Origin of the sequence: Pseudomonas sp. JV414 (genome assembly GCF_032424305.1) — a bacterium.
Classification (GTDB): domain Bacteria; phylum Pseudomonadota; class Gammaproteobacteria; order Pseudomonadales; family Pseudomonadaceae; genus Aquipseudomonas; species Aquipseudomonas lini.
In genome coordinates this window covers 803,738-825,958 of record NZ_VYKC01000022.1, presented here as the reverse complement: position 1 = coordinate 825,958, position 22,221 = coordinate 803,738, and the positions used below count along the sequence as shown (strand labels likewise).

Sequence of the window (22,221 nt, the reverse complement as noted above, 5' to 3'; positions counted from 1 at the left end):
TTTTCCGTTCACGCAGCGCCTTACCACCGCTGCACTCCTCTCAGAAGAACGGCTTCACCTGGCTTCCTCGGTTAAGGTGAATTTCAGGCGCTCTCGGGCGCCTTTTTTTATGAAGAAACCAACGGCCATTCGGCCAGCGCCCGATACCGGCCTTTATGGGATTCGAACAAGGTGAAGCGGTCAGCACGCAGGAAAAACTCTGGCGGCGTAGCGGATTCAGGGACTGGCGCGCGGTAGTCGCGCATCAGAGTCAAATGCGGGCGAAATTCCCGACGGGTGTCTTCAAAGCCAAACGGCAACATGGCCTGTTCCAGCGCATACACCAACCGCAGCAACTGCGGTTCTGCCTGCTCGGGCGCCAGCAACAAAACCCCGGAACGACGCCAGACTTCCAGACGATCAAGCACAACCACCAACGGCACGCCAGGCATCCGGACATTGGCAGCGGCCTCGCAGACGCCCGCTATCTGCGCCATCCCCACCGTGCCGAGAAACAGCAGCGTCAGATGAAAGTTTTCCGCCGGCACCGGGCGCCCGATGTTGAGCCCCAGCGCGTTGCGCCATTGGGCGATGGCCCGGCGTTGTTCGGGGGCGCAGTTCAGGGCGAAGAACAGCCGCTTGAACGGCTCACGGGATTCATCGCTCATGTCTGCCACCTCAAGGCTTCGGGGACCCTTTGATTTTACAAAGGGATACCACGCCAGCAAGTGCATTTCTGGCACCTGCCGACATGCGCGTTATAGTTGAAGCAACCGAATCGACGGGAGGACGCCATGCGTCAGATCATCAGCAAAGAGCCATGGTGGGCCGTGCCACCGAAACCCGGCCAGGATGAGTCCGAGCTGGAATGGGGCCGGCTGGTTCACTACAACGAAGGCGAGCCGCGCTTCGAGTTCATCAAGGAGCGACCCTCGGATAGCGAGATTCGTAACCGCAAGAGTTGCAGGACCGCCCCGAAGCCGGAGTGATCCTGCGGCTCCCGTCAGGCTTTCACAATCATATCGAAACCGCCAAAAATCATGCGTTGACCGTCAAACGGCATTGGATTGACGTCGGGTTGCATCCGCGGATCGCTCATGAGTTTCGCCATCCCGGCGTCACGAGTGGCCTTGTCGGGCCAGACGATCCAGGAAAACACCACAGTTTCGTCTTCCTTGAGTTTTACCGCCATGGGAAACGAGGTCACTTTGCCATCGGGCACGTCGTCCCCCCAGCATTCGGCGAGACTTAGTGCCCCGCTTTCCTTGAAGATTTCGGCAGCGGATAGCGCATGTTGCTTGAATTTTTCGCGGTTGGCGGTGGGTACTGCAGCGACGAAGCCATCGACATAAGCCATGATCGTTCTCCTCGGGTTATGGGGTGATCCGCTGGGTAGTCGAATCAGCGTGGCTCCAATCGACAGTTCCCGCGCTCTGATCGACCGACGGCTCGACTCGCTGTTCAACTGACTGCTCGACTGGCTGCTCGATGGTGGCGGCCAGGCTGCCTTCGATCTGCCTCGCCATGTACAGCGTTCCGGCCATGACGCCGGTGGCGGGGTTATTCACCAGCTTCACCCATGCCTTGTCGAACGAATTGCCCAGACTACTGCGAATCAGTGCCTCGCTATCAGGCCGGTCGTTGGCCTGAATAATCGCGCGCACCCCCGCCACCCCCACGGAAATCAACGCCCCGGCCGCCTTCCCCGCCACGGCCGCCACCGCACTGGCCGCCCCTCGGGGGGCCATTTCGGCTTGTATTCGCTTGCTGGCACGCTTGGCCACCGGCGCCATGCCGGCGTCCGTCGAAGCAATGCCCTTCTCGCCGCCCGCCTTGTGGATCGTGTCGATCAGCGCCAGGTAGGCCGGCAATTTGCTCAGTTCGGCATGCACCACCTGATACAGCGAAGCGTCACGGGCGGACGGCGGGCCCAGGGAAATAGCGGGGATTTTCTGGATGCGACCGTTGAGCTGCGCCATGGGCACGCCATGACGTTTGGAAATAACTTCGAGCTGCTGACCCATCAGTTGCACATAAAACTCTGTCGCCTGGCCGAGGATCGCGTCGGGATCGATCTCCACCGCCACCGGTTCCAGCACCCGCCGGTGATATTGCTCCAGCAGGTAGGCCGCCAGACGTTTGGCCGTCGCATCCTGCTCGTCTCCGGCATTGATGGCGTACCAGCTGACTTTCATCGACAGCCATTCCTGGGTCCAGTAGCTGCTGAACCACGGAATGAAGACTTCTTCGGTTTGCTGATAAACCCGCGTGCGCCAGTGCTCCATGGACCCGCGGGCGTAGACCCTGGCCTGTTCGGTGGCCTGTTGCGAAGCGGCGACAATCTCCCGGTCTACCTGCTGCCAAGTGCTCTGGGACACCACCACCGGCACCACGACTACCGGGGCAGGCGTAGGCGTGGCGCATCCCGCCAAGATCACCAACACAGCGACGATCAGCGAACGCAGGTTCAAGATCGCGGTGTCCTACAGACTTCGTCGAACGGAGTGTCCGACGCTAAAGAACGTGCTGATTTGAGTATAGGTCGGGGGCGGGCTCCGTCCGTCAGTTGAATGGGTGGCGCCCTCAAGGACGCCTTCGCGAGCAAGCCCGCTCCCACACTTGATCACCGCCGGACACAAGATTCCCATACGCAGGAGATCCAATGTGGGAGCGGGCTTGCTCGCGAATAGGCCCTCAAGACCACCGAAGATCACTACCATCATTCACATCAATATTCACCATCGCCACGAACGCTTTCCGCAAAAAAACCGTCAGGTGCAGGATTAACCTCATCCCCATTTTCAACCCCGCACCGGAGGGGCAAACCATGTTGATCCATCTCCTGACCTGCCTGGCCCTGACGGCCGTCACCCTGACCCTGTTTTCCCGCTTGGTGCTGGACATCGGTCAAACCGAGGAGCCGAAGTCATGATTTATGCCATCAGCCTTGCCGTGAGCTTTTCGGTGTTCGGCAGCAACTACTATTCGCAAAAAGTCGTGTCTCGCAAAGCAGTCGCCCTGGTGTTCGACGAGCACTTCGAGGCCTTGCTGATGCCGGCAGCGGCCAACCACTTCAGTAACGAAGTGGTCGGGCTCAACGATCAGTTCCGCTTTTTGAATGACGTGCTGGTTGAGCATCTGCTGGAGACCGAAATGACTCAGCATCCTTCGGCACAAGCGTTCACCTTCTGACACGCTCGCGCCCCTCTTGCTAACTGGTACTCAGGATCCGCACCGGGCCTTGGCGATTGATAACTTCGATCATGACGTTTTCTCCCGAGCGCCGGAGCATCAAATCCACACATTCAGCCCCCACTGCCAAACGCCGCAAGGCGATGGTGTCCAGAAACGCCGGGAGCACCGGTTCGTCGAACAGGATGTTGAGTTTCCTCGGCCGGAAGCTCAGCCCCAGGCACGACTGAATCATCGACAACGGCGCAGCGGCGGCCCAGGCCTGGGGCATGCAGGCGACTGGATAGAACGTCGGCCCTTGGGTGCGTTGCCGGGCAAAGCCGCAAAACAGTTCGGGCAAGCGCCGCAGATCGATGTAGGTCGACGCGGCGAACAGGCCTTCGAAAATCCGCGCCGCGTCCCGACGGTAACCGTAGCGGGCGAAACCAGCGGCGATCAGCGCATTGTCGTGGGGCCAGACGGAGCCGTTGTGATAGCTCATCGGGTTATAGCGAGCCTGGGAAGACGCCACGGTGCGCACGCCCCAGCCGGAAAAGGATGAGCGGTCCATCAGCGCGCTGACGACCGATGCCGCGCGCTCCGGGTAAGCGATGCCGGCGAACAGGGCATGGCCGGCATTGGAGGTACGGATTCGACAGGGTTTCTTGTTGCCGTCCAAGGCCAATACATAAGTGCCCAGCTCTTCGTCGAAGAAGCGTGAATCGAATTCTTCACGCAAGCGTTGAGCCTTGTATTTAAGGCGTTGAGCCCGGTCCGGATCACCCAGCCGACGGGCAATTTTGGCGGCACCGGTCCAGGCGCCGTATACATAGGCCTGAACTTCGACAATCGCAATCGGGCCCACGGCCAGTTGCCCATCGGCATGGAAAACCGAATCGTGGCTGTCCTTCCAGCCCTGGTTAATCAGCCCCTCGGCGGACTGCCGGCCATACTCGACAAAACCATCGCCATCGCGGTCGCCGTACTCCTCGATCCAGGTCAGCGCCGCTTCGATATTGGGCCAGAGCTGCCGCAGTGTGCCCAAGTCATTGGTGCGTTCCAGGTACGCGGCGGCCAGCATGACGAACAACGGTGTGGAATCGATACTGCCGTAGTAGCGTCGGAACGGCACCTCGCCCAATTCGGCCATTTCTCCCAGTCTTATTTCGTGCAGGATTTTACCGGGCTCGGAATCGGCGTGGGCGTCAACGATGGTTGCCTGGTTGGCGGCCAGATGCCCGAGCACGCCTTTGGCGATACCGGGATCGAACCACAGCATCTCCCATGCAGTGATCAGCGCATCTCGTCCGAAAACGGTGCTGAACCATGGAATGCCAGCGTAGGGATATAGCCCCTCGCGGGTTTTGGTCATGAGCATGTAGAGGTCGGAAACGCTGCGGCTGACCGCCTCGTTGAACACATCGTGGGAGCTCACCACAGAGGCCGCCCGCGAAGAGAACGTGCGTAACTCGCGTCGGGAATCGCGCAATGAAATGAAGAACCCGTGGCGCACCGTAAACGGTGGGTTCTGCACACCGCAGTTGATGTCCATGAACAACGACTGGCTTTCCCCAGGCGCCAGCTGAACCTCGAACAACGCCGAATCGCAGGTCAGGCTGGCCGGCACCGGGGCAAAACGCAGGCGGGTCATGCGCCGTTTGTGGTCCAGACCGGTGTAGGAAAGCACCACCTCTTCATCGGTGATCTCTGCCCGGTGCCCTTCGCCGCGTTGCGGACGCCGGGCGCCGCGAACTTCGAACAGGTCTTTGAAGTCGGCCGCGAACTGAATTCTCAATTGCAGATGCTGGGGCGAATCGTCGAAATTGCGCAGGGTCAGCCGTTCATAACAGGAGCCATTCCACAAGAATCGTGAGCGGCGCAGATGGATCAAATCGTGGTGCAGGATTTTTTCACCATGAGCGTCGAACAGATCCGGGTTGGTCAGGTCGCACGTGAGCATCGCGTTATCGTCACGCAGCGTCGAACTGAGCAACAGCGGCCGCGCGCCGTTAAGCGTCAGGTAGAGCCCGGAAAGGTGTCGGGTGTCGGTATGGAAAATCCCTTGCGGGCTGTCGTCCGCAAACAGCACGTCGCCATTGGGATCGAACACCGCGAAGGTGTCGTTGTTTTTCAGGTTGCGCAAGCGCAGCTCTTGCAGCGACGCGGTGGCTGGAATATCGAAGGGCGTGGAGGGATGGCCATAGGTGTTGCCCGCCGTCAGATGGCGATATAACTCCAGATAGTGATTGGTCATGCGCTCGACCGTGAACCGTTCGTCGAACCTGGCCCGCACCCTGCGCCGATCCAGCTCTGCCAACCGCTGCACCGCCGCTACCGCCCCTGCGACGCCATCGACGATGTAACCGGACACGCCCTCGTCGATCACTTCCGGCACCGAGCCCTGACCAAACGCAATCACCGGCGTGCCGCAGGCCATGGCTTCGATCATGACCAGGCCGAACGGCTCGGGCCAGTCGATAGGAAAGATCATGGCGCGGGCATTGCCCAGCAAGTCTGCCTTTTGCGATTCATCGATCTCGCCGAGAAATTCGACATTCGGATGGGTCGCGATCATCGGTGCGATGACTTCTTCCCAATACACCTGATCAGCCTTGTCGACCTTGGCCGCGATCTTCAATGACAGCCCGGCCTTCGAGGCAATCTCGATGGCGCGGTCCGGGCGTTTTTCGGGAGAGATGCGCCCCAGAAACACCAGATAGTCGCCGCTCGGTTCCGGGTTGAAAGTCAGCAGATCGCTCGGAATGCCGTGATAGACATTACCCACCCAATTGACGTCGCCCTTCACCGGGGTGCGTTGCGCCTTGGACACCGAAACCAGCGGCACCTCGGGAAAGTGAGGGTAAAAGGATTGGTAGTCGGCAATGTCCAGACGCCCGTGAAGCGTGGTCACGCTGCGCCCGGCCAAATGTCGAATCAACGGAAAATGAAAGATATCGACATGAAAATGCATCACGTCGAATTGATCCGCCTGCCGCAGGACTTGATCGAGCATCAAAATGTGATGAGGCGCCCCGTCCTTGATCCGTGGATCGAACCGCAGAGCCTGGTGCGCGCCTGACTCCAGGCGGGCCGAGGTTTGCGAATCACCGCTGGCGAAGAGCGTGACATCGTGTCCCTGTCGCACCAGCTCTTCGGTCAGGTAAGACACAATCCGCTCAGTGCCACCGTACAAACGGGGCGGACAACGTTCGGTAAGCGGCGCGATCTGAGCGATCCTCATGGAGAGGCCCTCCGTCATGGGGTCGAAGGATAAAGGCCTCCTGCGCCTCGGCGTTTCTGTTCGCTGAGGTCTGGCGGTCTTATCCTCGATTGACGGTGCGCCTGTGACAACAGTTCCATCCGGTTATACGCCCCGGAGCTCACCGGTCACCGCTCTCCAGACTTCTGAGTAACTGGCCCAAACCATCGGCGAAACAGATCGGCTCGGCGCACCGAAAACGTTCAAGCAAACGCTGGTTATCGGCCCGGGAATGGCGGATATCCCCGGAACGCGGGGCAGCGTAATTCAACGCCAGAGGCCGGCCCAGCAGAGTGCTCAACGTGGCCGCCAGCTCGTTGATGCTGGTTGAGCGGTTGAAACCGACGTTGACCGGTTCGCCGCTCGGCGCCGACTCTTTCACTGCCTGTACCAGGACCTTTACAAGATCCTCCACATAAACAAAATCCCGGGTCTGTTCACCGTCCCCGTACACCGTGACGGGCAGGTGTTTCTGGGCTCTTTCGCTGAAGATACTGATGACCCCGGAGTAAGGCGATGATGGGTCTTGGCGCGGTCCGTAAATGTTGAAGAAGCGCAGAATCACTGGCTCCAGACCATGCTGGCGGCGGTAAAAATCGAAGAAATGCTCACTGGCCAGTTTGTCTGCGGCATAGGGCGTCAACGGGGCTTTGGGCGTGTCTTCGGTGATGGCCGTGCCCTCGCCGTTGTTGCCATAAATGGCGGCGCTGGAAGCGAACACCACCCGTCTCAGGCCGGCCTGGCGCATGGCTTCGCAGATGTTCAGCGTGCCGATGAAGTTGCTTTGATGGGTGGCGACCGGATCTTCGACCGACGCCTGAACCGAGGCGACCGCGGCCAGATGCACCACCGCGCTGCAATCTTTCAGGGCGCGCTCCACTGTCGGCGCGTCCGCGACATCCCCGACTATCAGGCTCAAATGCGCCCTATCCACCGGCAGATTCGCCAGTTTGCCGGTTGAAAGATCATCCAGCACCCGCACGCCATAGCCGTTTTCAAGCAAGGCTTCGACCAGGTGCGAACCGATGAAGCCCGCGCCACCCGTCACAAGAATTCGATCAGCAGACATGGCAAATTCACTCTGGAGTAGTGGTTGTAGGTCGATCCATCGCGACGAACTCCTCGACTCTTTCCATGAGCGCCCGGCCGGCACTGAACATCTCTTGCCAGTCCGTGGGGAAGCGAACATTCAACGGCAGTTGATCGATTCGCCAGCGCGACGGCAGAGGGTCATCGAACCGGGCGGCGACCTGCAAGCCCATTTCACTGGCGGCAAACGGCCCGCGCAGCACCGTCGGCGTGCGCCCGGCGCTGTCCACCGCCTGTACGACGTGAGCCGCCAGCCATTGGCCGTCCGGCATGCGTACGCGCAGCGGCTGACCGATAGCGGCGTAACTAATATTGAGCGGTTCCAGATAAATCCACAGCAACGGGTCCTCCAACCGTTCCAGGCGCATCAACAACGTCCCGGCGCCGACGTTTTCGCCCGGAGTCACCAGCACTTCCGCTATGCGACCGCTCTGTCCCGCCTTGATCGACAACGCGGCGAGACGCGTCTTTAACCACTGCTGCTCGGCGTTCTGCTGAATGATCTCGCGCTCAAGCCCTTGCGGGGGTTGTCGCGCCAGTTGCTCGCGGCGCTCGAAGGCCAACAGATCCGCCCGAAACCCGTCGAGTTCCGACTGCGCCATCAGCACTTCGCCGCGAGCGGCCGCGCCGCGGTCAGCCAGATACTCCAATTCTTTGATCTTTTCTTCTGCCCTGCCGATTCGGGTCTTGAGCAACTGACGCTCGCGGCCGCCCAATTGGGCAGTGCCTTTGCCGGTGCCCGTCGCCTTGGTCGGCATGGCAGCCAGTTGCGCCAGCCGGGCCCGCCATTCCGGGTTGTCCAGACTGACCAGCATTTGATCGGCCTGGACTTGCTCACCGGCCTTTGCAAACAACTGATCGACCCGACCGGCATCGCGCGCGCGCACCTCGTAAATCGGCAGGCGCAATTGGGCCGGTGCGTCGATCATCAGCATGCTGTACGCCAGCTTTCCTCCCAGCCAGATCAAGGGGCTGGCGACCAGCAACAGAATCAAATACCAGCGCGCACGAAAGGCCATGCGCTTGCTCGGTGCGTACAGCACGCTCAAGCCCTGTTCCTGGGTGGGGTTCAATTCTTTGCGACTATCGAAACGAATTTTCATGACGGCTCACCGTTTGGGGAAGTCTCGCCAGGCCTGCCAGTCGATACCGGCAACCCCCCGCGGTTGCAATTGTTCGCGCCAGGCGCTGGCCTGATGTTTCAACTGTTCAGTCGATGCGCCAGCCCAACTTTCCGTGGCGGGCAATTCGGGTTCTGTGCTTTGGGCCAAACGAAACTGCAGCGCCGGCCAGCGCTTGGCGATCTGCTCCGTCATGCGTGCGCTGTTTTTCGGGTTGCGGGTGTAAATCATCAGGCTGACCTGACGCACACCGGCGTCGGGAAGCGCACATGGCACACAGGTTTGCCCAGGCTTCGGTTCAGCGAACCAGCGATGATGGCTGGATATTTCCACGGGCCATGGGCTCTCGTTTGACGCCATGCGCAGGGTATCGAGCCAGTTTTTCAGGCGCTGATCGGGGACGGGCATGCCCAGTTGTTCGACCTCGAGGTCCAGATGCAAGCTGCTGAATGCAAGCCCCTTTAACTTCTTCAATAAATCGCTGAGCTGGTGACGGTCCGTCGGCTCGATCCAGCTCGAATCGCCGAGCAACAGACTCACTTGTAGATCCTCGCGGGCCGCGTCCTGAAGCAGTTGCTCCAGCCGTTGGCGGGTGGTGGCCAGATCATTGACCTGTGCGCCTTTGAGGCCGAGGTAAATCTTGTTCATCCCGGCCTTGCGCAACGCCTGAAGCTCCGCCTCGCGCCGATCAGGATCAAGCAATGCTTCGCTGTCCCAGACATAACTGGCCTGGGACCATTGGCCCGCGCCTGTCCCCGGCCCCGACTTCGGCGCCGCCGTGGACGCCAACAAGAAACGCGGCTGCACGAATTCAGTTGATGCAAAGGCAGGCGCGGCCAGGGGCAGCGACAGCGTCAAGGCTAAAAGTACCGATCGCATATCAAAACCTCGTGGCTCGTTTAAGAACCCACCACGGCGCCATCGAGGTTTCTTCATGGCCACGACGAAACACTTCGTTGAGCATGGCCACTGCGCTCCAGCACCGAATGAGTAGCATGAACAGAGGGAAGACAGGCACCAACAAACCCAGGGTCACGTCCTGTCGAGGTCGGTCGGACACCATCGACAACATGGCGCCGAACAGCAGCAGGGTGATCAACAGGTACAGCAGGTAGATCAGCGCAAACAGAAACAACAGCGTCTTGCCCGGCAGAATGAACAGCGCCAGCAAGGTGTAGATGAAGATGATGAACGGCAGCACCAACTGAAAAAAGAAGCCACTGACCAGGATCATCAGGAAGGTTGGCCAACCCAGTAAATCCGGGTTGATGTTGTGGTTATGCTTTCTGACATACAGAAAAAACAGGTCGCCGTCCCAGCGCAGACGCTGCATCAGAAACTGCCTGAGCGTCGCGGGTGCATCGGTGTGCCCGATCGCTTCCGGCTCGAAGGGAATCCTCAAGTCATGCCGTTTGAAGTAACTTTTGATCCGCAGCGTCAGGTCCAGGTCCTCCGCGGTATGGGTGTTCCAGCCCCCGATTTTCACCAGGAAACTGCGGCGGAAAGCGCCGAAGGCACCCGAAACGTTATTCACCAGGTTCCATTCGGCCAGGCCGATTTTCGACATGTGAATCGACAACACGTATTCCAGCGCCTGCATCGCTGTGACCCAGGAGCCCCAGACATTGCGCACCCGCAGGCTGCCAGCGACCGCAGGCACCGAGGGGTCTTCGAAATTGCGCACGATGGCGCTGACCATGTTGTTGTCGAAGGACGTATCACCATCGAGCGCCATGACGATGTCGCCGCTGGCATGGGACAAACCGGCGTTCAATGACGACACCCGTCCGCCCCTCTGCCATTTGGCGATCGGGCGCAAATGGCGCCGGGGATACAACAGCGGGTCCACGTAAAAGCTGCGAACGGCGCTGAGCGTCGGTTGATTGATCGTGGCGCCGTCCACCACCGGAATCATCTCGATATGGCCGGGGTACGTCTGCTCGCACAGGCTCAACAGCGTGGCCTGGACATCCATCCCTTCGCTGTAGCAGGTGATGATGCAAGAGACCTTGGGCCGATAGAGACTGGTCTTGGGCACGCTGCTGCGCCGGCGGGCAAACCAGCGCAATACGCCGAGTAGCACCATGATCGTCAGCGGCAGCTCAAACACCAGAAACAACGGAAAGAGCATGTAGAACAATCGGCTCAAACCGTCCGTCCCCATGATCGCACTGAGCATGCTATAGAGTTGCTCCATCAGCGGGCTCATGGCTCAGATCAACTCACTGGCAAGACGGGCCAGCAGCAGCTCACCGTCTTCTTTCTCGAGCAAATCCCCGGGGGCCGTGAAACTGACGACGCGCAGGGAAATGTCACTGACCTCCGGCGCGGAAAACAATTCGGCGACCCGGCTCAAGCGCTGGGCGACGAACTCCAGCCCTTTGCCATCCGTGTGCGGCAGCATGATCCAGAAGAACTCTTCGGTGCTTCGCGAGCAGCGATCGGTTTCCCTGACGGATTCCTTCAGCCGATCCGTCAGGCTATCGATGAAGGCATGCCCGCGGTGCTCGCCAAGACGCGCCAGCGTACCGGTCAGATTGACGAAGCGCAGGCCGATCAATGAGAACGCCGGCTGCTTGTAACGACGCACCACCTGAAGCTGCCAGGTCAAAAGCTCGAAGAAATCCTTGCCGCCCAACAAATTGAGGCGACCGAAATGGTCGATCGATCGATCGTTGAAATCCTGACGACAACGAAACCGCCCCGCTTCCGTCAGATGAAAGTCTCGAACTTCGCGTATCCGCAACTTGTCGGGCGCGTGTGACAAGCCGCAATCCAGGCAGCGCGCCTGCACATCGGCGTCGACAAAAAACGCCTGGCATGAGCGGCAGCGGTAGTTTTCCAAAGGGCGATCATAGTCACTGCCGATGTGCCGCAAACGGTTCAGACAGTTGGGGCAGAGCAACACACCATCCTTGAGAAACGACTCCTGATGACCCACGTGACCACAGGTGAAACAGTGCAATGAAGGTTGCCGTGAAATGTCCATCGCCTGGCATTCGGCGCACACATCAATGTAATTGAGGCGCCCCGAGCCACAGTCCGAACACAGACGTACCCGATCGACCAGCACGCCCTCTTCCAGCCAGTCGTGCTGCACCATCAAACTGAGCCAGACAAACGGGTTGACCTGCTCGGCATCCGCCAGTGCTTCGAGCAGCGGATAGCGATAATGCTGGGGGACTTCGGGGTCGCGCAGGGCATAGACATGGGCGTCGGCACGCAACCACAGCCACGACAGCACCCGACTTTCAAACCGCTCGGGCGCAGAACCCTGCCGGAACAGGTTGAAGCGTTCTCGCCAGATCTCCCAGAGCATTTTAATTTCGCTTGTTTCGGCGGGGCATGCGCCATCGCCCAACGCTTCACACCAGCTGTCCTGGTCTCGACAGCAATAGACGAGCTGGTAGCGATACGCCGGAGTCGAGCGCAATTTGCGCAGCACTCGCCCGGCATAAGCCGCTGGCATATCAAGCAATAGAACATCGAATATGGGTGCAGCCAACAAACTGCTTAGATCCGAAAAGTGTTCAATCTCTGGAATATTAGAACTGGAAACCTTATGACCGAAAACTGCAATACGAGGATTTGGAGTCGACATGATGCACTCCCCCTGAGAAGCAACCAAGTGTGATCCAACACAAGACTACCAACACTAGCACTCCGTCAGAAAAATGCCCGACTAATTGCAGAGTTATTTTTTGACACTACCATCGCCAAAATATCGCCACCAAACATCATGAGCCCGCTATTATTAATAACATTAAATATTAAGCCAACAACCAAAATAAAACCCTTGCAATTCAATACATTATTATTGTAGCAAGCTAAACAACAAGGTGATTTGTATGAATATACAGCACCATTCAATCTTGCCTTAATGCGTCATGTTTCCAGATAAAAACACCTGCCAATTTGCAGGCACCCTGCAATGACAGTGATACTATCCAGGATCAAATAAGTTCAATGCTATTCGTCGGCAAAACAACTACTTCGAGCCTACTCCAAGTGTTACATCAACTTTACATTAGCGGCTTATCGACATCATTCAATTAAAACACTCTATAAATTTTATGAATTCTTTTCGAGGGCATTTAATTGAGCGTTTCGATGAAACAACCAGCGTCGGCACCAGACAACCCATAACGTGAAGAACGCACCGGCCACTGCCAGCGCCATATCGGCCTGAGAGTCCCATGGGTCATTTTGTGCAGCGACAAAAGCCTTCGCCGTGTCTTTCCCCAGGAACTGCCCACCTATCCATTCCACGATTTCATAGACAGCCGAGGTCGACAGCACGATATTCAGCGCGACAAACCCGACCCAGAAACCCCGTAACGGCATGATTCGCACCAGCACTTCCCGAATCGGATACACCATCAAGAGTCCATACGTCAGATGGACCAGACGATCGTAATGATTGCGTTCAAACCCAAAGGTTTTGTTGAGGCTGACCCCGGTCAAGGCTGAGCACCAGCGGTCGTAGGGCACCAGCGCGTAGGTGTAGTGCGAACCCAGTTCATGGATACACAGAAAAACGAATACCAGACTGATGGAAACGGCAGACAGACGGTACCGTCGGGAGACGCCCACCAAGACCATCACCAGCAGCAGGGCCAGCAGATTTTCCAGGACCCAATCCACTCGGCTATGGGGGGAAATTCCCAGCGCTGCGACGATAAGAAGAAATGCAATCAACAGCGCCAGGTCGTATCGCGGATGTTTCTTGGGCGTCAGGACCGGCAGCGGTCTGCTGTGAGTACTCAGGTCTTTTGCGCCTATCGACTTGCTCATTGGGCGCCTTCTTCTCAAGTCTTTTAAATTCGAGACGCGGCCGTTTCGCAAGTTCGTTTTTTCTGGGCGGGTATTGCGGCCAGATACCCGCCCCCAACGCTTATTAAGGCCGACGCACCGCCCTCACCTTCCCGCTGTTGCCGCCGCCACAGAAAAACCGGTCGTGGCCATCGAACTCAAGTCCCGAGACCCCGACGCCAGCCGGCATCTGGACGCTTTCCAACACCTCGCCCGTTGCCGGATCGACTCGCCGCAACTCGCTCTCTTCCCCTTCCCAGGTGCCGTGCCACAGATCGCCCTCGACCCAGGTCACCCCGGTGACGAAGCGGTTGGATTCGAGGGTGCGCAGCACTGCCCCGGTCTGGGGATCGACCTGATGAATCTTGCGCTCGCGATATTCACCGACCCAGAGCGTCCCTTCGGCCCACGCAAGCCCCGAGTCGCCACCGCCGCCGGGCGCGGGGATGGTGGAGAGCACGCGGCCGGTCTGCGGGTCGATTTTCTGGATGCGATCCTCTGCGATCTGAAACAGGTGCTGGCCATCGAAGGCTGTACCGGCATGGGCGGCGACATCGATCGAGCGCAGCGTCTTGCCGCTTGCAGGGTCGAGGGCGTTGAGTTTGTCGCCGGAGGCAAACCAGACCTGCTGGCCGTCATGGGTGACGCCGTGCACGCTGTCGACGCCTGGAAAAGGCCCATATTCGCGGATGATTTCGGCTGTTGAATGTTTCATGTCTTGCTCCTCTTTCACTGGGTGGGTGAAGTGGATGCTAGTCATTGGGCAGCAACCCTGTGAGTAACAATACCGTCGCGAATCCCGGAACCTGCGGGGTCATCCAGCGACGGGCGCGGCCGTGACCGAATGACTGCACTTTGCCGGCAGCCGCCAGCGTGTCGAGGGCTCGTTGCACGGTGCGCTGACTGGCGCCAAGCGCCAGCGACAGGGCCGAACTCGACCACGATTCGCCGTCAGCGAGGAAGGCGAGCAGTGTCGCATGCTGCTCTTCGACAGGCCGCGCCAGCACCACGACGTCACGCGCATCGTGCGGCACCAGCGCAAACCCTCGCGGGGTCGCGACGACATCGGCGATCAGGTGCAGCGCCGCGCGCAGCCGCCCGAGTTCGACGCGCAACCGCGCGCGATGGGAGTCATCCGCGACTTTCATGCGAAAGGCTCGCGCAATCAGTGTTTCCCTCGGCACGTCGGCGGGCCACGCTTCGCCCAGCGCCCGGGCGAGCGCGAACAGCACCGGCCGCCGGGCGAGTGAAACCGACGAGCCTGAATCGCGCACGACATACCGGCACGCGTCGACGACGAGCGTGGGGGATACCAATAACGCTTCAATTTCATCGAGCAGCAGCGGCCGTTCCTGGCCACCGACAATCAGTCGCGCCGCCGGCGTGTCGAGGATGCAGGCGGCGCTTTCGACCTCTGCCGTCAACGCGGGGATAGCGGCGTGTTGTGCGGCACGCTCGGCCCGTTCGAGTGCGGCGCGCGCCGCTTTTGTTTGCAGGCGGCGCATCGCGATGCCCGCCACGACCAGCTCGTAGGCCGCCCTCGATGCGGGTGGTAACGGCGTTGGATCGAGTTCGGCGAGACGGTGTTCGGCCTCGTCGAGGTGCCCGATCAACAGTAAGCGGCGGATTTCGAGGTACCGCGCATGGGCGGCGTTGACCCAATCGCCGTGCGCCTGAAGCGTTGTCCGCGCGGCGTCGAGTGCCTTGGTTGGCCAGTTCAGGTCCCGCGAGGCGAGCGCGATCTCGGCCTCGGCGACAACACACCGCGCCCGGGCCAACGCCTCTTTCGGCCCAAAAGCTCGTGTGGCGCTGCGCACCAGCGCCTTCGCGCGCACAAGATCGCCCAACTGCGCCATCGCGATGCCGCGAAGCGCGAGCGCAGGTGCATCGTCGCGCAAGGCGATGCGGTTCAGCGCACCAAGGGGATCACCCGCCGCGAGCGCACGGGCCGCCGCCGTGATCAGCGAATCCATCTGAAGCGCGCCACCTGTCACCCCCACCGTCCGATGCCCGCTGATCAGTCTATCTCACGACCGCCCGGCCGCACGCCGATCCGCTAGGGGGAGGAGCTTGTGTTCGGCCTGTAGGAGCTGTCGAGCCTGCGAGGCTGCGATCGGCTGCGCAGCAGTCGTAAAACCAGAACTCGCGGTGAGTCAGACATACCGCGTCAGCCGGATTCACGACTGCTTCGCAGCCGATCGCAGGCTCGACAGCTCCTACAGGTCGACGTAGCTTCGAAATGACGCTCAAGCCCTTCGCGTGGAGCAATGTTCCACAATGAGCTGAGTGAGCGCTGCCACAATCGCCCGATCCGCTTCAGCAGAGGTAAACAGCCGAAACTGCGCATCCGGCAAATCCGGCAACCCTTGTTCCGCCCCCAGAGCCGCCAGTCCCTGCCCCAATTGACTGACCGTCATGGGCGCCACCGCGAAACCAGCCAGCGCCGCCGCCCGCAACCCGGCGGTGCTGGTGCATGACATCGCCGTACGTTGGGCGATCCCTGCCTGAGCCAGCCGCCTCAGCGCTATCTCACGATAAGGACAGGGCTCAGGGAACAGCGCCAGCGGCAACGGTGTCGGTAACTGGGTGACGGGTTGCGCCGACCAGGCCCACACCAACGGTTCTTGCCACAGTAGCAACCCCGCTTCGCTGGTTTCGCATAGGGAACCGATGACCAGCTCAAGATCGCCTTGCTTCATCAGGTTCAGCAACGTGCCAGGAATGCCCACCTGCACGTCGATTTCCATGCCTGGGTACTGCGCCGCGAAATCCTGAAAAGCCCGCAGTAACCGCGGTTCGACAAAATCCTCCGACACCCCGATCCGCACCCGCCCGTGAAACGGCGTGCGCGTCAGTTGCGCCCAGGCATCACGGTTCAGCGCGAGAATCGTCCGCGCATAAGCGATCAGGCGCTCGCCATCGGGCGTCAATTGCTGGGAACGGGTCGTACGTTTCAACAGCGGTTTACCGACCTGTTCTTCCAGTCGTCGCAAGTGACCGCTGACCGCAGATTGGGTCAGGTGCAGCTTTTCGGCTGCGCGACTGAAACCCTCTTCATCGACGACGGTGACGAATGTTTTTAACAGCAGAACATCAAACATAGTTCTATTCGTGATTAATGAATTATTTATTCACGATTTATATTCCAAATAAAACTATGTTGCAATGATCCAACTTCCCCGCTCGAGACACGCCATGACCACCCTTCTGCATATCGAATGCTCCCCGCGCAAACAGCGCTCGGCCTCCCTTGAAGTCGCCCGCAGCTTCATTGCGCGCTATCAGGAAAACACCCCGGACACCGAAATCCTCACCCTCGATCTTTGGAACAGGGTGTTGCCGGAATTCGACGAGCTGGCAATGGACGCCAAATACGCCGGGCTCAATGGCACGCCCTTGACCCCGGCGCAGCAAGACGCCTGGAACACCTTGAAAGATCTGGCCGCGTTCCTGCACCGCGCAGACGTCCTGGTGATATCCGTACCGCTGTGGAATTTCAGCATTCCGTACAAACTCAAACACTTCATCGACCTGGTGTCGCAGAAAGACATTCTGTTCAGCTCCGACCCGGAACGCGGTCTGGAAGGCATGCTGCACAACAAAACCGCCGTGGTGATGTACGCCCGCGGCCTGGATTTTTCGGCGCAGTCGATCACGCCAGCGGAGCGCTTCGACTTTCAGAAGCCCTACGTGGAAGCCTGGCTGCAATTTATCGGTGTGAGCGATGTGCACTCGGTGATTGTCGAGAAAACCATTCTGGGGGAAGACGTTGACCTGAGTGCGCGCAAGGCCGCGACTCAGCAGGCCATGAGGCTGGCAGATAGTCTCGTGCTGTAAACTGACCTACCCCCCTCAAACAAGAGATCCCCCATGGCAAACCACGACATCACCTTTCTCCCCGACCCAGACCCGGAATCCATCTCCTCCGACGTCGCCGGTTTCGGTGGCCTGTTGGTCTCCACTCAAATCCCCACCCGCGCCGACGGCAGTCTGGAGCTGGGTGGCATCGCCGAGCAGAGTGAATGCACCCTGCAAGCGCTCAAGGTGGCGTTGGAGCTTGCCGGCAGTTCGATGGACCGGGTGCTGCATCTGACCATCTACCTGACGGACATGGCCGACCGCGCCGCTTTCAACGAAGTCTACAAGCGCTTCTTCGCCAAGCCCTGGCCGGTTCGCGCCGCCGTTGGCGTGGCCTCATTGGCGGTCGAAGGTATGCGCGTGGAAGTCACCGCGATGGCGGCCAAGGGCTGAGTCTGCGGACTTGTCCGGTGGCGCTGCTCCAGTAAGCGGCTACCACCGGAACATTCCCGACGGCAGATTTCGCGCCGTTGGGAGATCTTCGCCGGGACTCAAAAAGCGGCTATTTGACCAGTCGTTTTTCCTTGGAAGGCCTGTAGCCGAAGTACGAGCTATAGCACTTGCTGAAATGACTGGGCGACACAAAGCCACAGGCAACCAACACGTCTACCTGTGACAGCTCTGTGTGCTGAAGCAGTCGACGCGCTTCGGTGATGCGCAGCTCCATGTAATATCGCTGCGGCGTTGTCCCGAGTTGCTCCTTGAACAAGCGTTCGAGTTGTCGCCGGGAACGGCCGGCGTAGACCGCCAGTTGCTCCAGTTCCAGAGGTTCTTCGAGGTTGGCGTCCATCAGCTTGACCACCTCTCGCAACGGCGCGCTCACACAGATATTTTCAGCCGGCTTGATACGCCGGTAGCGAGACTCCTCGAAAGCAAGAATGTCCTCGATACCCTCGACCAGAGCTTTATCGTGCAGTTCCTTGATCCAGTCCAACGCCATATGAAATGCGCCAGAAGGACTGGACGCGGTGAGCCGGTCTCGATCGATCACATAGGGCTCACTGGTGACATGCGTCGCCTTGGAGATTTCCGCGAGTGCGGGACGATGTTCGGGGTGAATGGCGCAACGGTATCCATCGAGCAAGCCTGCGCCGCCCAGGAACCATGCACCGTTCCACAACCCGGCCAGAATGACACCTTGGTCTGCCGCCGCTCGCAACAGGCTGATGAACTCATCAGTCGCCTTCAGTTCTGTCCTGTAGCCGCCGCAAATAACCAGCAGGTCCAAGTGGTGAATGGCTGAAGAATCGATGCGCGCATCCGGCCGAATGACCAGGCCCAGGTCGCTGATGACCTCCCCTTCGTTCAAGCCGAACGTTCGGGAAGAAAACAACCCGGGGCGCAGAAGATTCGCGGTGACAATCGTGTCCAGCGCTTGCGTGAACGCGGGCAGCGAGAAATGCTCGAGCAGCAAAAAGCCTGTCCGAGTCATTCGAGCAGGCTCACCAGGGTTTTCATTCAGATAGCGGAGGTTTTTCCCCTTCATGCCTCCGCTGAATTGACGTCGTTCGATCAATGTTCGACCCACTCGGTTACGTTAACCAACCTGTCATTTGGTGCGTTTATAAAGCGTCATGCTACCTGCAGAAGCTGAAAAAGCCCTAGCGCCATTATGCGACCGATCAGGCTAGTTGAAAGCCTTGACGAAGCGGGTCTTTATCATCGAACTCCCTCCATACCGCTGAATCCAATATGTAGGCCAATGGAGGTGAGCGAAATGAACAATGATGACCGTGTTAATGACGACGAATCAGAAACGACCTCGAACGTCCCGCCTACCGATACGTCTGGCAAACCCGTCGATGTGGTCGAAGGAGAACTTGAGGACAGCGACAGTGACGCCGAAAGCTTAGATGAAGCGCGAAACCAGGAGCAGGAGGCTGAAGAGCTCCGTCGAAAAATAGCGGAGATAGAACGCAAGGTGGCGGATGGTAATTAGCAAAATACCGGAGGGGCCTGGCCCAAGGGAGCGAGAAATCATGATGCAGATGCTGGCCGAGGATGATCCCACAAACGGCGTGGCGCGCTCCGACAAATTGCCTTGGGTCCAGGCTGTGTAAAAACGACTAAAGGTAAGTCAACGGTTGGTGACTGGTCACACAGTGGATACCGCCACCCCCAACTCTTTGGCCAAAGCCTGATCGAGGTTGTGTTGCAAGTCCCAGGTGCAGGGCATCTGGGTGGTGGCAATCGTTAACAAGGTCATGGCATCAATCCTCCAATGACCAGGCGGGTTGTTGCTGGGTGATGCAATGCACCCCGCCGCCGCCATGGGCCAGATGATTGATTCGAACCGGGACTACCTCGCGTCCGGGGAACGCCTGCCCCAGTACTTCAGCCGCCACGTTGTCGGCATCGATGCCGTAGGCCGGCATGATGATGGCGCCGTTGGCGATGTAGAAATTGGTGTACGAGGCGCAGAACACTTCAGCTTCGGTGTCCACTGCATCGCTCGCTTCATACAACTCGATCAGCTCGAATTTTCGGCCCTGGGCATCGGTGGCCAGTTCCAGCGCGCGACGGTTCTCTCTTACAACCTCGGCATACACCGAATGCTTGTCGTGGGTGGCATCCACCAGCAACACGCCAGGGCGCGCGAAGGCGCATACGCCATCGACATGGCCGTCAGTCATGTCGCCGGTGACGTAGTCCGGATCGCCCGGCAGCCAGATGGTTTTTTTCACACCCAGCAGGCGGGTGAAGATGTCTTCCATCGCGGTGGAGGCAGGTATAGATGTAGGCCAGCAAGATCAGGGGCTGAACTTCTCCGACCCCGGCCTGTTGCTGGACGCCGCTTGTGCAGGGCGCCCTGAGGGATCGGACGATTAGTCGCACAGATGGCATAATCGCAAACTGTTTATAACAGGGGCGAATCAATGACCACTGAGCGTTATGACCAACTCGCGATCTTCTCGGCCGTGGCGCAGGAGCGCAGCTTCACTCGCGCCGCTGCCAAACTCGGCATGTCACAACCTGCCTTGAGCCGGGCGATGCGTCAGTTGGAGGATCGCCTGGGCGTCAGGTTACTGTCTCGCACCACTCGCAGCGTATCTGCGACGCAAGCAGGTGAGCATTTGCTCAGGGTCATCGCCCCGAGATTTGAAGAGATCGATAACGAACTGGCATTGCTCAGCGAATTTCGCGACAAGCCAGCAGGTAAATTGCGCGTCACGGCTGGTGAGCACTGCGCAATCACGATCCTGCAACCCGTTCTCTCCAGGCTGCTGCCTGACAATCCCGATCTCAATATCGAAATCATCGTCGACTACGGTTTTACCGATATCGTGGCGCAGGGATTCGACGCCGGTGTACGACTGGGTCAGCAAGTGGCCAAGGACATGATCGCCATGCGTATCGGCTCTGACATGCGCATGGCGGTGGTTGGATCCCCGGCGTATTTCGCCCGATATCCGAAGCCGGTCATCCCCAGTGACCTCATGGCGCACAACTGCATCACCCTGCGCATGCCGACTTACGGCGGCCTCTACCTCTGGGAGTTCGAGAAAGACGGGCAAGAACTGAAAGTCCGGGTCGAAGGCCAACTGGTGTTCAACAACATCGCCATGCGCCTGGAGTCCGCCCTTCAAGGGTTGGGATTGGCCTATATGCCGGAGGACCTGGTGCAGGAACAGGTGGCGCAAGGTCGGTTGATTCGCGTGCTCGAAGATTGGTGCGAACCGTTCTCTGGCTACCACCTCTACTATCCGAGCCGGCGCCAGAGTTCACCGGCCTTCACGTTGCTGCGCGAAGCCTTGCGCTATTTGGGTTGATTGGCCTGGACGGTGTCTAACGCTTCGCTGGCACGCTTGGCCGCAGCGGCATCCCCTTGGTCGGCCAGCAACTGGATCAGTTGACGCAACTGCGAAGCGGTCAAACCGACCCGCACGCTGGCAGCCATGTGCGAGCGCAGTTGTGACTCCACGCCGGGGGTGACAGCCAGCGCCGCAACTGTCGCCAGCTCACGACTTTGCCAGTCCAGGTTGTCACGCTCGAAGATGTCGCCGAACAGATGCGTCTGCAAGTACTGATTGATGACAGGGACGAAGTCGAACAACGGACCCTGGACGGGAGCACCGGCAATGCGCGTCTGATTGGCCTTGCCCACCGCCAGCAGTTCGTCGCCGGTGGGAACGATGCGACCGGGCTCGCGCCCCGGATTGTCCTGAATACCGCGTTGCTTGCGTGCCTCCACCACTTTCATCAGCTCGCCGAGCGCGTTGAGACTGCGTGGAAAACCGCTGTAGGCGTAGAGCTGAACCAGAATTTCCTTCGCCTCGCTGACGGTCAGGCCCGCATCCAGTCCCCGGTTCAAGGCAGCATTGAGCCCGGGCATATTGCTCGTGGCCATGGCGGCTGCAATCAACGGGATGGCCTGCTGCTTGGCGGACAGCGTTTGCGAAACCGCTGGTGCGTCGGGTTTGGCGGGTGGCGTCACCGTTCCCTGGGCGCTGTATTGCTCTTCGGTCACTTTCTCCAGCCACTGCACACTCTTGCCATCCACTGCGCCGGTCACGGCCAGGTGGATCATGGCGCTCGCCGGAGCGGCACCATGCCAATGCTTGACACCTGGCGGACAGACGATCACGTCTCCCGGGCGGATTTCCTGTACAGGCTTGCCCCACTCCTGCGTCAGGCCCACACCGGAAACCACCACTAATCGCTGTCCTGCGGGATGGGTATGCCAGGCCGACCGCGCACCCGGTTCGAAGCTGACGTAAGCGCCGGAGGCATTGATCTTGTCAGTGGCGGGAAACAAAGGATCGACGCGTACCCGCCCGGTGAAATAATCCGCCGGCCCCGCCACCGAAGCCTGGCTGCCCGCCCGGCTGATCTGCTGCGCGGTCCGGGACTCACTGGCATTTTCTGCACCCGCGGCGCCGGCAAAAGGAGCAGCGGCGCACACCGCGATGCCTATCAGGGTGTTTTTCATGA

The 22,221-nt window shown here is 59.4% G+C and carries 21 protein-coding genes and 2 pseudogenes; 7 read left to right on the top strand and 16 right to left on the bottom strand.

Annotated elements, in window-relative coordinates:
• Nucleotides 1-107: 107 nt before the first annotated feature.
• Nucleotides 108-647 (bottom strand): RNA 2',3'-cyclic phosphodiesterase, encoded by a 540-nt coding sequence (gene thpR, locus F6R97_RS27710; RefSeq protein WP_038983847.1) that lies wholly within the window; start codon nucleotides 645-647, stop codon nucleotides 108-110.
• Nucleotides 648-773: 126 nt separating this feature from the next.
• On the opposite strand from thpR, the gene F6R97_RS27705 reads away from it, so the two are divergent.
• Complete coding sequence (locus F6R97_RS27705; protein WP_315867433.1) at nucleotides 774-968, top strand: hypothetical protein; 195 nt, start codon at nucleotides 774-776, stop codon at nucleotides 966-968.
• A 14-nt stretch (nucleotides 969-982) separates the two neighbouring features.
• On the opposite strand, the gene F6R97_RS27700 is transcribed toward F6R97_RS27705, so the two are convergent.
• Complete coding sequence (locus F6R97_RS27700) at nucleotides 983-1,336, bottom strand: DUF1428 domain-containing protein (RefSeq protein WP_038983851.1); 354 nt, start codon at nucleotides 1,334-1,336, stop codon at nucleotides 983-985.
• A 16-nt stretch (nucleotides 1,337-1,352) separates the two neighbouring features.
• On the bottom strand, nucleotides 1,353-2,450 hold the full coding sequence (locus tag F6R97_RS27695) for a hypothetical protein (protein WP_315867432.1): 1,098 nt from the start codon (nucleotides 2,448-2,450) through the stop codon (nucleotides 1,353-1,355).
• A 457-nt stretch (nucleotides 2,451-2,907) separates the two neighbouring features.
• On the opposite strand from F6R97_RS27695, the gene F6R97_RS27690 reads away from it, so the two are divergent.
• A complete protein-coding gene (locus tag F6R97_RS27690) occupies nucleotides 2,908-3,171 on the top strand; it encodes a hypothetical protein (protein WP_315867431.1) in 264 nt (87 codons plus the stop codon).
• 19 nt (nucleotides 3,172-3,190) lie between these two features.
• On the opposite strand, the gene F6R97_RS27685 is transcribed toward F6R97_RS27690, so the two are convergent.
• From F6R97_RS27685 to F6R97_RS27640, 10 genes are all read right to left on the bottom strand, one after another.
• Complete coding sequence (locus F6R97_RS27685) at nucleotides 3,191-6,391, bottom strand: glycogen debranching N-terminal domain-containing protein (protein WP_315867430.1); 3,201 nt, start codon at nucleotides 6,389-6,391, stop codon at nucleotides 3,191-3,193.
• Between the two features lie 139 nt (nucleotides 6,392-6,530).
• Nucleotides 6,531-7,478, bottom strand: a complete 948-nt coding sequence (locus tag F6R97_RS27680) for an NAD-dependent epimerase/dehydratase family protein (RefSeq protein WP_048394831.1) — start codon at nucleotides 7,476-7,478, stop codon at nucleotides 6,531-6,533.
• Between the two features lie 7 nt (nucleotides 7,479-7,485).
• Entirely contained in the window at nucleotides 7,486-8,601 is a 1,116-nt protein-coding gene (locus F6R97_RS27675) for an HlyD family secretion protein (protein WP_038983857.1), read from the bottom strand.
• 6 nt (nucleotides 8,602-8,607) lie between these two features.
• Entirely contained in the window at nucleotides 8,608-9,498 is an 891-nt protein-coding gene (locus F6R97_RS27670; RefSeq protein ID WP_038983859.1) for a hypothetical protein, read from the bottom strand.
• A gap of 1 nt (nucleotide 9,499) precedes the next feature.
• On the bottom strand, nucleotides 9,500-10,816 hold the full coding sequence (locus F6R97_RS27665; RefSeq protein ID WP_231669755.1) for a glycosyltransferase family 2 protein: 1,317 nt from the start codon (nucleotides 10,814-10,816) through the stop codon (nucleotides 9,500-9,502).
• A gap of 15 nt (nucleotides 10,817-10,831) precedes the next feature.
• Nucleotides 10,832-11,938, bottom strand: coding sequence for a diguanylate cyclase domain-containing protein (locus F6R97_RS27660; RefSeq protein ID WP_315867429.1), 1,107 nt, complete (start codon nucleotides 11,936-11,938; stop codon nucleotides 10,832-10,834).
• Between the two features lie 752 nt (nucleotides 11,939-12,690).
• Nucleotides 12,691-13,413 (bottom strand): DUF2238 domain-containing protein, encoded by a 723-nt coding sequence (locus F6R97_RS27655; protein WP_315867428.1) that lies wholly within the window; start codon nucleotides 13,411-13,413, stop codon nucleotides 12,691-12,693.
• Nucleotides 13,414-13,516: 103 nt separating this feature from the next.
• Nucleotides 13,517-14,146 carry a PQQ-binding-like beta-propeller repeat protein gene (locus F6R97_RS27650; RefSeq protein ID WP_038983865.1) on the bottom strand — a complete coding sequence of 210 codons (630 nt, stop codon included), beginning with the start codon at nucleotides 14,144-14,146 and terminating at the stop codon, nucleotides 13,517-13,519.
• Between the two features lie 37 nt (nucleotides 14,147-14,183).
• Complete coding sequence (locus F6R97_RS27645) at nucleotides 14,184-15,404, bottom strand: helix-turn-helix domain-containing protein (protein WP_315867427.1); 1,221 nt, start codon at nucleotides 15,402-15,404, stop codon at nucleotides 14,184-14,186.
• A 273-nt stretch (nucleotides 15,405-15,677) separates the two neighbouring features.
• Nucleotides 15,678-16,532, bottom strand: coding sequence for a LysR substrate-binding domain-containing protein (locus F6R97_RS27640; RefSeq protein ID WP_315867426.1), 855 nt, complete (start codon nucleotides 16,530-16,532; stop codon nucleotides 15,678-15,680).
• Between the two features lie 94 nt (nucleotides 16,533-16,626).
• Between F6R97_RS27640 and F6R97_RS27635 the strand changes: the two genes are divergently transcribed.
• Together F6R97_RS27635 and F6R97_RS27630 are read left to right on the top strand one after the other, a co-directional pair.
• Entirely contained in the window at nucleotides 16,627-17,268 is a 642-nt protein-coding gene (locus tag F6R97_RS27635) for an FMN-dependent NADH-azoreductase (RefSeq protein WP_315867425.1), read from the top strand.
• A 33-nt stretch (nucleotides 17,269-17,301) separates the two neighbouring features.
• Entirely contained in the window at nucleotides 17,302-17,682 is a 381-nt protein-coding gene (locus tag F6R97_RS27630) for a RidA family protein (protein WP_038983873.1), read from the top strand.
• A gap of 109 nt (nucleotides 17,683-17,791) precedes the next feature.
• Here the strand turns inward: F6R97_RS27630 and F6R97_RS27625 are convergent, their stop codons facing one another.
• Entirely contained in the window at nucleotides 17,792-18,805 is a 1,014-nt protein-coding gene (locus F6R97_RS27625) for a GlxA family transcriptional regulator (RefSeq protein ID WP_197282333.1), read from the bottom strand.
• Nucleotides 18,806-19,006: 201 nt separating this feature from the next.
• Between F6R97_RS27625 and F6R97_RS27620 the strand changes: the two genes are divergently transcribed.
• Nucleotides 19,007-19,228 carry a hypothetical protein gene (locus F6R97_RS27620; protein WP_315867424.1) on the top strand — a complete coding sequence of 74 codons (222 nt, stop codon included), beginning with the start codon at nucleotides 19,007-19,009 and terminating at the stop codon, nucleotides 19,226-19,228.
• Nucleotides 19,229-19,499: 271 nt separating this feature from the next.
• Here F6R97_RS27620 and F6R97_RS27615 read toward each other — a convergent pair.
• Nucleotides 19,500-20,003: pseudogene (locus F6R97_RS27615) on the bottom strand (agmatine/peptidylarginine deiminase); the annotation flags it as partial.
• Here F6R97_RS27615 and F6R97_RS27610 point away from each other — a divergent pair.
• Nucleotides 19,996-20,094, top strand: a pseudogene (locus F6R97_RS27610) (LysR family transcriptional regulator); the annotation flags it as partial. The pseudogenes F6R97_RS27615 and F6R97_RS27610 sit on opposite strands and share 8 nt — an antisense overlap.
• Nucleotides 20,095-20,165: 71 nt before the next feature.
• Nucleotides 20,166-21,059, top strand: coding sequence for a LysR family transcriptional regulator (locus tag F6R97_RS27605; RefSeq protein WP_048394849.1), 894 nt, complete (start codon nucleotides 20,166-20,168; stop codon nucleotides 21,057-21,059).
• Here F6R97_RS27605 and F6R97_RS27600 read toward each other — a convergent pair.
• Nucleotides 21,047-22,219, bottom strand: a complete 1,173-nt coding sequence (locus tag F6R97_RS27600; RefSeq protein WP_038983880.1) for a cupin domain-containing carboxymuconolactone decarboxylase family protein — start codon at nucleotides 22,217-22,219, stop codon at nucleotides 21,047-21,049. The two genes, F6R97_RS27605 and F6R97_RS27600, sit on opposite strands and share 13 nt — an antisense overlap.
• Nucleotides 22,220-22,221 lie beyond the last annotated feature (2 nt).

Excerpts from the sequence above, each read along its gene's own strand:
- thpR (WP_038983847.1), bottom strand. The coding sequence starts at position 647 with ATGAGCGATGAATCCCGTGAGCCGTTCAAGCGGCTGTTCTTCGCCCTG.
- F6R97_RS27705 (WP_315867433.1), top strand. The coding sequence starts at position 774 with ATGCGTCAGATCATCAGCAAAGAGCCATGGTGGGCCGTGCCACCGAAA.
- F6R97_RS27700 (WP_038983851.1), bottom strand. The coding sequence starts at position 1,336 with ATGGCTTATGTCGATGGCTTCGTCGCTGCAGTACCCACCGCCAACCGC.
- F6R97_RS27690 (WP_315867431.1), top strand. The coding sequence starts at position 2,908 with ATGATTTATGCCATCAGCCTTGCCGTGAGCTTTTCGGTGTTCGGCAGC.
- F6R97_RS27685 (WP_315867430.1), bottom strand. The coding sequence starts at position 6,391 with ATGAGGATCGCTCAGATCGCGCCGCTTACCGAACGTTGTCCGCCCCGT.
- F6R97_RS27680 (WP_048394831.1), bottom strand. The coding sequence starts at position 7,478 with ATGTCTGCTGATCGAATTCTTGTGACGGGTGGCGCGGGCTTCATCGGT.
- F6R97_RS27675 (WP_038983857.1), bottom strand. The coding sequence starts at position 8,601 with ATGAAAATTCGTTTCGATAGTCGCAAAGAATTGAACCCCACCCAGGAA.
- F6R97_RS27670 (WP_038983859.1), bottom strand. The coding sequence starts at position 9,498 with ATGCGATCGGTACTTTTAGCCTTGACGCTGTCGCTGCCCCTGGCCGCG.
- F6R97_RS27665 (WP_231669755.1), bottom strand. The coding sequence starts at position 10,816 with ATGGAGCAACTCTATAGCATGCTCAGTGCGATCATGGGGACGGACGGT.
- F6R97_RS27660 (WP_315867429.1), bottom strand. The coding sequence starts at position 11,938 with ATGCTCTGGGAGATCTGGCGAGAACGCTTCAACCTGTTCCGGCAGGGT.
- F6R97_RS27655 (WP_315867428.1), bottom strand. The coding sequence starts at position 13,413 with ATGAGCAAGTCGATAGGCGCAAAAGACCTGAGTACTCACAGCAGACCG.
- F6R97_RS27650 (WP_038983865.1), bottom strand. The coding sequence starts at position 14,146 with ATGAAACATTCAACAGCCGAAATCATCCGCGAATATGGGCCTTTTCCA.
- F6R97_RS27645 (WP_315867427.1), bottom strand. The coding sequence starts at position 15,404 with ATGGATTCGCTGATCACGGCGGCGGCCCGTGCGCTCGCGGCGGGTGAT.
- F6R97_RS27640 (WP_315867426.1), bottom strand. The coding sequence starts at position 16,532 with ATGTTTGATGTTCTGCTGTTAAAAACATTCGTCACCGTCGTCGATGAA.
- F6R97_RS27635 (WP_315867425.1), top strand. The coding sequence starts at position 16,627 with ATGACCACCCTTCTGCATATCGAATGCTCCCCGCGCAAACAGCGCTCG.
- F6R97_RS27630 (WP_038983873.1), top strand. The coding sequence starts at position 17,302 with ATGGCAAACCACGACATCACCTTTCTCCCCGACCCAGACCCGGAATCC.
- F6R97_RS27620 (WP_315867424.1), top strand. The coding sequence starts at position 19,007 with ATGAACAATGATGACCGTGTTAATGACGACGAATCAGAAACGACCTCG.
- F6R97_RS27605 (WP_048394849.1), top strand. The coding sequence starts at position 20,166 with ATGACCACTGAGCGTTATGACCAACTCGCGATCTTCTCGGCCGTGGCG.
- F6R97_RS27600 (WP_038983880.1), bottom strand. The coding sequence starts at position 22,219 with ATGAAAAACACCCTGATAGGCATCGCGGTGTGCGCCGCTGCTCCTTTT.